The following is an 8,940-nucleotide window of genomic DNA, read 5'->3' on the forward strand; positions in this document are numbered from 1 at the left end:
TCGTGCTTCGGCGGGTGAATGGTGTCACCCTACCGCCGCCGGGCCGCCTCGTTACCGGCGCAACCGGATCTTCCATCGCACGAACCCGGCGTAGAAGATCGACAGCGCGGCCAGCATGCCCATGTCGAGCAGCCAGATCTTCGGCGTGTGCTGCCAGAACCGATCCTGCGACAGCAGGGTGTCGGGCACCAGGTGACGCAGGTCCACCGTCGACGATGCCGCGGCGTAGCCCCAGCGCGCCGGCATCGCCCACGACAGCTGGTTCAACCCGAGGCGGCCGGTCACCGGCACCATCCCGCCGCACAGCACCAGCTGCGCCATCACGGCCACCACGAACAGCGGCATGATCTGCTCGCTGGAGCGCACCAGCGACGAAATCGCCAGGCCCAGAATGGCCGAGGCGACGCACGTCGCCGCGACGGTGGCGAACAGTTCGACGGTGGCCCCGACGGTCGAGTGGCCGAACAGCACCGCGCCGCGCGTCGGGGCGCTCTTGCCGACCACCACGATCGCCGTGACGATCGCCGACTGCAATACCGCGAACCCGCAGAACACCGCGCTCTTGGCCAGCAGGTAGGCGGTGGTCGACAAGCCCACCGCCTGCTCACGCTGGAAGATGGCGCGCTCGCCGACCAGGTCGCGAATTGTCAAGGCGGTGCCCATGAATGCCGCGGCCGGCATCAGCAGGGCCAGTATCTGCGCGGCTTCGTCCGGTGTCCCCGCGTTCGGCGCGGGTGCGTGAAATCCGTTGCTGCCCGGCACGGTCAGCGACAGCGAGCCCAAAACGAACGGCAGCAGCGCCAGGAACACGAAGTAGGCGCGGTCGGCGATCACCAGGCGCACCTGCCGCCGGGCGATCGTCGAGATCTGGCGGCGCACGCTGGTGTGAACCGGTTCCCCGAGGCTGCTCGGCTCGTCGGTCTTGTCGGGCAGGTACCGCTGCGGCCGCTTCTGGGCCTCGTTCTGTTCCAGGAAGCGGCGGTTGGCCTCGTCGGGGTCGGCGCCGACCTGGGTGAAGATCTTCGCCCAGTTGGTGGTGCCCATCGCCCCACCGATCTGGTCGGGCGCGCCGCAGTAGGCGGTCTTGCCGCCCGGAGCCATCAGCAGCACCTGGTCGCAGACGTCGAGGTAGGACAGCGAGTGTGTCACCACCAGCACCACCCGGCCGGCATCGGCCAACTGGCGCAGCATCGTCATGACCTGCAGGTCCAGCGCGGGGTCCAGCCCCGAGGTCGGCTCGTCGAGGATCAGCAGCGACGGGCCGGTCAGCAGTTCGAGCGCCACCGAGGCGCGCTTGCGCTGCCCGCCGGACAGCTTTTCGACGCGGGTGTCGGCGTGCTTGGTCAGGTCGAGTTCCTCGAGCACCTGGGCGACGACGTTCGCGCGGTCTCTCTTGCCGGTGTCGGGCGGCAGCCGCAGCTCGGCGGCGTAGCCCAGCGCCTGGTTGATGGTCAGCTGGCGATGCACCACGTCGTCTTGGGGAACGATGCCGATCCTGCTGCGCAGCGATGCGTACTCGGCGTGAATGTTGTGTCCCTCGAACGTGACTGAGCCCGACGTCGGGGTGGTGTAACCGGCGATGAGCCGGGCTAGTGTGCTCTTGCCGGCGCCCGAACCGCCGATCACGGCGGTCAGCGTCCCGGGGCGCGCGGTCAGCGAGATGTCGTCGAGCAACTGCTTGCCGTTGTCGACGACGTAGGAGACGTCGCGCACCTCGAGGCCGCCGGTGCGGGTGGCGGCGCCGCCGCGTTCGGTCAGGGTGCCGTCGCGGAACACCAGGTCGACGTTGCCGATGGTGACGATGTCGTCCTGCGACAGGATGGCCGACCCGACCCTGGTGCCGTTGACGAACGTCCCGTTGACGCTGTTGTCGCGGATCTCCGTGCCCAGCTGGGTGGGAACCAGGGTGGCATGCTGGCGCGACGCCAACACGTCGGAGACGACGATGTCGTTCTCGGGGGCGCGGCCGATCGTCATGGCGCCGGCGGTGCCCGCCGCCGAGGACGCGCGCGGCGAGAGCAATTTCACAAAACGCGTCGCCAGGTTCGACACGTCGGCCGTCTTGGCGTCGATCACGGTGAATTCCGCTGCGGGCGTTGCGGATGGCTGTGGTGGCGCCTCGGTTTCGCCCGCGGCGGGCGGGCTGACCTGCAGCCTTGCCGGTGAGCCCGGGTCGATGACGGTCCGCTCCTCGGGCGGTACGCCGCGCGGCGCCGGCGCCGGCGGCACGCGGGGCGGTGGCGCCTGGCGAGGCGGCACCGTCGGCTGTCGCGGGGGCGCGTTCGGCGGCCTCGCCGGCTGCCGGGGTGGCACCGGGCGCGACGGCGCGCCCTGCGGGCCGCCGCGAGCGGGACCCCTGTTCTGGCCGCCGGTTCGGCCCTGTGGGGGCCGCGGCGGATGCGTCGGATTCGTTTGCTCGGCAAGCGCAGTCCATGCCAGCGTTGGCGGCCCGGAGTCGTGACTCGGCCTGGGCCGCGGCGGCTGGCCGGCATGACCCTGCTGGGGCCCGATCGCGAAGGTCAGGCGCGGCCCCTGGGGGTTGCCGATGTGAATGCTCTGCCCGTCGTGGATATCGACCACCGGCATCCGGTAGCCGTTGAGGTAGGTGCCGTTCAGCGAGCCGTTGTCGATTGCCAGCCACCGGCCTTGGTCGAACCGCACGATCAGATGCGCGCGCGAAATCCGCGGATCGGCGATGCGCACATCGGCCTGCACGTCGCGCCCGACGACCACCTCGTGGCCCGCCGCGAAGGATCGTTGGGACCCGTCATGCCGAATTGTCAGAATGGGCGGGGCGGGTCGAGTCACCACTCAAGTATCGGCCAGCGTTGGCAGTGCGCTCTATTGGAGCCAGCTGTGACTTCCCTTTGTCTCGATTCGGCCACTCATAGCCCTTTCATAGCCTGCTGAGACGAATCGCCTACTGGCGTGCGGCATTATTCGAACGGGAGGGGTGCAATAAGGGTTGCGTCCGCGCGCGTCGAGCACACTGTGGTGCCGGCACGCGACGAGACGCAGAGGGCCCAATCGCGATGCGCACGCCCAGGGTGCTGCGATCCGCAGCACAGCGCGGCGACACCAGGGGGCGGTGCCGGAAAACGAGGGGGCAGGGCATTGATGAACGAGCACAAGGGAACTACTCGGCGCATCGGCGCCGGACGGCGGCTGTTGAGCAACCCGCGACAAGCCCGTGCGGCGTTGCGCGCGGGGTTTCACTCGTTGCCCGCCATGCCGATCGGGCAGCTGTTCCGCCGGATACCACCGGTCGATTCGGCCCCGAACGCGGAACCCGTGGCCGCCCAACAACTCAACGAGTCCAGCGGGCAGCGCCTGGCGGTGGGCAACGGCGCATCGTTCGCCGGCTACACGATTTTGCGGCAGCTCGGTGCGGGCGGGATGGCCGAGGTCTACCTGGCGTTGCATCCCCGGCTGCCCCGCCGCGACGTGATCAAGGTCCTCGCCGAGGCGGTGACCGCCGACCCCGAGTTTCGCGAAAGATTCAATCGCGAGGCCGATCTCGCCGCGACGCTGTGGCACCCGCACATCGTGGGTGTGCACGACCGGGGCGAATTCAACGGGCACCTGTGGATTTCGATGGACTACGTCGAGGGCACCGACGCCTCCCGGCTGGTCAAGGAGAACTACGCCGAGGGGATGCCCATCCACGAGGTGTGCGCCATCGTGCACGCGGTGGCGGGCGCGCTGGACTACGCCCACGACCGTGGACTGCTGCACCGCGACGTCAAGCCGGCCAACATCCTGCTCACCCATCCCGAGGCGGGAGAGCGCCGAATCCTGTTGGCGGACTTCGGGGTCGCGCGCCACCTGGGTGACATCAGCGGGATCACCGAGACCAACGTCGCCGTCGGAACCGTGGCGTACGCCGCGCCCGAGCAGTTGACGGGTTCACCCATCGACGGCCGGGCCGATCAATACGCTTTGGCCGCAACGGCTTTCCACCTGCTCACCGGGGCGCCGCCGTTTCAGCATTCCAACCCGATCGCGGTGATCAGCCAGCACCTGCATCAGGAACCGCCGCGGCTCAGCGATTTTCGCCCCGACCTCGCCGAGCTCGACGAGGTGTTCGCCCGGGCCCTCGCCAAGCGCCCCGAGGACAGGTTCGACCGGTGCCGCGCGTTGGCCACCGCCGTCAGCGAGTCGTCCGGGGCCGCCTCCGAGTTCGGCCGTGGCGTCGCGCCCCGCGCCGTGGTGGCGACGGAGCATCGCCGGCGCGGTCCCGCCGGCGTCATTGCCGTTCTGGGCCACCGTTTTTCGTCGAAAACCCGATGGGCGGCCGCGCTGGTGTGTGCGGTACTGATCGCCGTCGCGGCGACCTGGTCGATCCTCTACTCCTTCCAGCCCGGCCCGCCGCCGAGCAACCCGGCGCTCGCCTCCAAGCCGTCGGTGCCGGCCGCGAGTGCCGCGCCCACCGCGGGCGGACCCGTGCTCAGCGGGACCTATCGGCTGGCCTACGACCAGGCCAAGCGCACCACCAACGGCATCTCGATCCGGCACGACGGCGCCGCCACCAACTGGTGGGCCTTCCTGTCGGTGTGCACCACCAACGGATGTGCGGCCACCGGCACCCAGCTGGACGACGCCACTCACCAGGTGGCCGACACCACCGATGGCGGACAGACCGACACCCTGCGCTTCGTGGGCGGCTACTGGCAGGGTGCGCCCGTGCAGCAGCGGGTGGGCTGCACCCAGCCCAACGGTCAGGTGCGGGCCACCCAGCAGGAAACCGTCGCCTGGTCGCTGGCGCCGCAGGCGGACGGCACGCTGCGCGGCACGGAGACCGAGACCGTGCTCAGCAACGAATGCGGGGCCCAGGGAGCGGTGGTGCGGGTGCCGGTGGTGGCCACCCGGGCGGGCGATGCGCCCGCGAAGGTGGCGCTGGGCGATCCCACCCAGGTCATCAACACCTCGACCTCCGCGTCGGCCCCGGCGCCGCCGGTGCTCGGCGGGTTGTGCAGCGACGTCGGCAAGGTGGCCTACGACCCGACCAACAACGAGCAGATCGTCTGCGAGGGCAGCAGCTGGGCCAAGGCGCCGATCACGATGGGCGTGCACGCCGCGGGCAGCTCCTGCGACCGGCCGAACACCTCGGTGTTCGCCATGAGCACGTCCAGCGACGGTTATCTGCTGCAATGCGATCCGGTCACCCGGACCTGGACGCGTCCGGCGGGGTAGTCGGTCTCGCGGGGCGGGTCGGTCTCCAGGTACCACGACGTGAGTTTCAAACTCGCTAGCGCATGCGCTGGCACGTTTGGGGTAAGCGTTGTCCTTCCGGACAGGTATGGACGTGACGGATGTGGCGAAGGTGCCCCGCCGACCTGGTAAAACCACCGCCACGGCACTTGTCGGTGATCGGTTCTACCCTGGTGGCATGGCATTCGCCACGGAACATCCCGTAGTAGCGCATTCGGAGTACCGCCCGGCCGAAGAGGCCGTGGAGGGGTTGGTGCGCGTCGGCGGCCGCTTCGAGGTCGTCAGCCCGCACCAACCCGCCGGGGATCAGCCGGCCGCTATCGAGGAGCTGGAACGCCGGATCAGGGCGGGGGAGCGCGACGTCGTGCTGCTCGGCGCCACCGGCACCGGCAAGTCGGCGACCACCGCCTGGCTCATCGAGCGGCTGCAGCGGCCCACCCTGGTGATGGCGCCCAACAAGACGCTGGCCGCGCAGCTGGCTAACGAGCTGCGAGAGATGTTGCCGCACAACGCTGTTGAATACTTCGTCTCGTACTACGACTACTACCAGCCCGAGGCGTACATCGCGCAGACCGACACCTACATCGAGAAGGACAGCTCGATCAACGACGACGTGGAACGGCTGCGGCACTCCGCGACGTCGTCGCTGCTGTCGCGCCGCGACGTGGTCGTGGTGGCGTCGGTGTCCTGCATCTACGGCCTGGGCACCCCGCAGTCGTATCTGGACCGCTCGGTCGAGCTGCGGGTCGGCAACGAGGTGCCCCGGGACGGTCTGCTGCGGTTGCTGGTCGACGTCCAGTACACCCGCAACGACCTGTCGTTCACCCGCGGCTCGTTCCGGGTGCGCGGCGACACGGTGGAGATCATCCCGTCCTATGAAGAGCTGGCGGTGCGCATCGAATTCTTCGGCGACGAGATCGAGGCGCTGTACTACCTGCACCCCCTGACGGGTGACGTCATCCGCCAGGTCGACTCGCTGCGGATCTTCCCGGCCACCCACTACGTCGCCGGCCCGGAGCGGATGGCGATGGCGATCTCGACGATCGAAGCCGAGCTGGCCGAGCGGCTGGCCGAGCTGGAGGGCCAGGGCAAGCTGCTCGAGGCGCAGCGGTTGCGGATGCGCACCAACTATGACATCGAGATGATGCGCCAGGTCGGCTTCTGCTCGGGCATCGAAAACTACTCAAGGCACATCGATGGCCGGGGCCCGGGCTCACCGCCGGCCACGCTGCTGGACTACTTCCCGGAAGACTTCCTGCTGGTCATCGACGAATCGCACGTCACCGTCCCGCAGATCGGCGGGATGTACGAGGGCGACATGTCGCGCAAACGCAACCTGGTCGAATACGGCTTCCGGCTGCCGTCGGCGTGCGACAACCGCCCGCTGACCTGGGAGGAGTTCGCCGACCGGATCGGGCAGACGGTGTACCTGTCGGCCACCCCGGGTCCCTACGAGCTCAGCCAGTCCGGTGGCGAGTTCGTCGAGCAGGTGATCCGGCCCACCGGCCTGGTCGACCCGAAGGTCGTCGTCAAGCCGACCAAGGGCCAGATCGACGACCTGATCGGCGAAATCCGCAAGCGCACCGAGGCCGACGAGCGGGTGCTGGTGACCACGCTGACCAAGAAGATGGCCGAGGACCTCACCGACTACCTGCTGGAGATGGGCATCCGGGTGCGCTACCTGCACTCCGAGGTCGACACGTTGCGCCGGGTCGAGCTGCTGCGTCAGCTGCGGCTGGGCGAATACGACGTGCTGGTCGGCATCAACCTGCTGCGCGAGGGGCTGGACCTGCCCGAGGTGTCGCTCGTGGCGATCCTGGACGCCGACAAGGAGGGCTTCCTGCGGTCATCGCGCAGCCTGATTCAAACCATCGGCCGCGCCGCCCGCAACGTCTCCGGTGAGGTGCACATGTACGCCGACACCATCACCGACTCGATGAAAGAGGCCATCGACGAGACCGAACGGCGTCGGGCCAAGCAGGTCGCGTACAACGAGGAGCACGGCATCGACCCGCAGCCGCTGCGCAAGAAGATCGCCGACATCCTCGACCAGGTCTACCGCGAGGCCGACGACAGCGAGACCGTGGAGATCGGCGGGTCGGGCCGCAACGCGTCCCGTGGCCGGCGGGCGCAGGGCGAGCCCGGTCGCGCCGTCAGCGCCGGGGTGTTCGAGGGCCGCGACACGGCCAGCATGCCGCGCGCCGAACTGGCCGACCTGATCAAGGACCTGACCGCGCAGATGATGGCCGCCGCGCGCGACCTGCAATTCGAGCTGGCGGCCCGGTTCCGCGACGAGATCGCCGACCTGAAAAAGGAACTGCGGGGGATGGACGCCGCCGGCCTGAAATGAGTTTGCTGGCAACCGATCTGCGGCTGTTGTCGCCGCGGCACCCCATACGGTGGAGGAGTGACCGACGCGGCGACTATCACCGGCGGCTGGCGTGAGCTGCTGGGCCCGAGGTATCTGAGGACGTCCATCCTGCTGGCCGGCGGGGTAGCGCTCTACGCCACCAACGAGTTCCTGACCACCAGCTTGTTGCCCAACACCATCGCGGAAATCGGCGGCAGCCGGCTCTACGCGTGGGTGACGACCCTGTATCTCGTCGGGTCGGTGGTCGCGGCGACGATGGTCAATCCGATGCTGCTGCGCATCGGCGCGCGTTCGTCATACATGCTGGGCCTCGTCGTGTTCGGCGTCGCCAGCCTGGTCTGCGCCGCCGCCCCGACGATGCATGTTTTGATTGCTGGCCGGGCCATGCAGGGGGTGGCCGGCGGCTTGCTGGCCGGGCTGGGTTACGCGGTCATCAACTCCGCCCTGCCCCGCTGGTTGTGGACGCGGGGCTCGGCGCTGGTGTCGGCGATGTGGGGCGTGGCGACCGTGGTCGGGCCCACGACGGGCGGCCTGTTCGCGCAGTTCGGCATCTGGCGCTGGGCGTTCGTCGCGATGGCCGTCCTGACCGTGCTGATGGCCCTGTTGGTGCCGGTCGCGCTGGCCCGGGTCAGCCCGACGACCGGCATCCCGAGGATGAAGGTGCCGGTCTGGTCGCTGCTGATCATCGGCGTGGCCGCGCTGGCCGTCAGCGTCGCGCAGATTCCGCACAACACCGTCGCGACGTTCGGGCTGCTTGCGGCCGGCATCGTGCTGGTGGGCGTGTTCGTAATCGTCGACTGGCGCATGCACGCGGCCATCCTGCCGCCCAGCGTGTTCTCGCCCGGGCCGCTGAAGTGGATCTACCTGACCATGGGCGTGCTGATGGGCGCGGCGATGGTGAACACCTACGTGCCGCTGTTCGGGCAGCGGCTGGCCCATCTGACGCCGATCGCGGCCGGGTTCCTGGGGGCGGCGCTCGCCCTCGGCTGGACGGTCAGCGAGATCGTCAGCGCATCGCTGGAGAACCCACGGACCATCGGGTGGGTGGTCATGGTGGCGCCGCTGGTGGCCGCGTCCGGCCTGGCATTGGGGGCGGTGGCCCGGCGCGGCGACGGGTCGGCCGGCACCGCCGCGCTGTGGGCGGTCGCGCTGCTGGTCGCCGGCATCGGGATCGGGATGGCCTGGCCGCACCTGTCGGCCCGCGCGATGGCGTCGGTCGCCGACCCGGCCGAAGGCGGCGCGGCTTCCGCGGCCATCAACACCGTCCAGCTGACCTCCGCGGCGATCGGCGCAGGATTGGCGGGCGTCGTCGTCAACACCGCCACCGGCGGCGAGGGGATGGCCGCGCACCTGCTCTT

General features: G+C 69.4%; 4 protein-coding genes. 3 read left to right on the forward strand and 1 reads right to left on the reverse strand.

All coding sequences use genetic code 11. From position 1 onward, the window contains the following. Positions 1-51: 51 nt before the first annotated feature. The gene (locus tag A5622_RS00180) at positions 52-2,811 is read right to left on the reverse strand and encodes an FHA domain-containing protein (RefSeq protein ID WP_197507916.1); all 2,760 of its coding nucleotides are present in this window, start codon (positions 2,809-2,811) and stop codon (positions 52-54) included. Between the two features lie 306 nt (positions 2,812-3,117). Here A5622_RS00180 and A5622_RS00185 point away from each other — a divergent pair, with 306 nt between their 5' ends. From A5622_RS00185 to A5622_RS00195, 3 genes are all read left to right on the forward strand, one after another. Then, entirely contained in the window at positions 3,118-5,193 is a 2,076-nt protein-coding gene (locus A5622_RS00185) for a serine/threonine-protein kinase (RefSeq protein ID WP_066875912.1), read from the forward strand. A gap of 196 nt (positions 5,194-5,389) precedes the next feature. Next, positions 5,390-7,561, forward strand: coding sequence for an excinuclease ABC subunit UvrB (gene uvrB / locus A5622_RS00190; protein ID WP_066875913.1), 2,172 nt, complete (start codon positions 5,390-5,392; stop codon positions 7,559-7,561). Between the two features lie 57 nt (positions 7,562-7,618). Next, the coding region (locus tag A5622_RS00195) for an MFS transporter (RefSeq protein ID WP_066866906.1) at positions 7,619-8,940 on the forward strand (1,322 nt) is incomplete at its 3' end.

This window comes from Mycobacterium sp. 1245801.1 (assembly GCF_001673055.1).
Lineage (GTDB): Bacteria > Actinomycetota > Actinomycetes > Mycobacteriales > Mycobacteriaceae > Mycobacterium > Mycobacterium europaeum_A.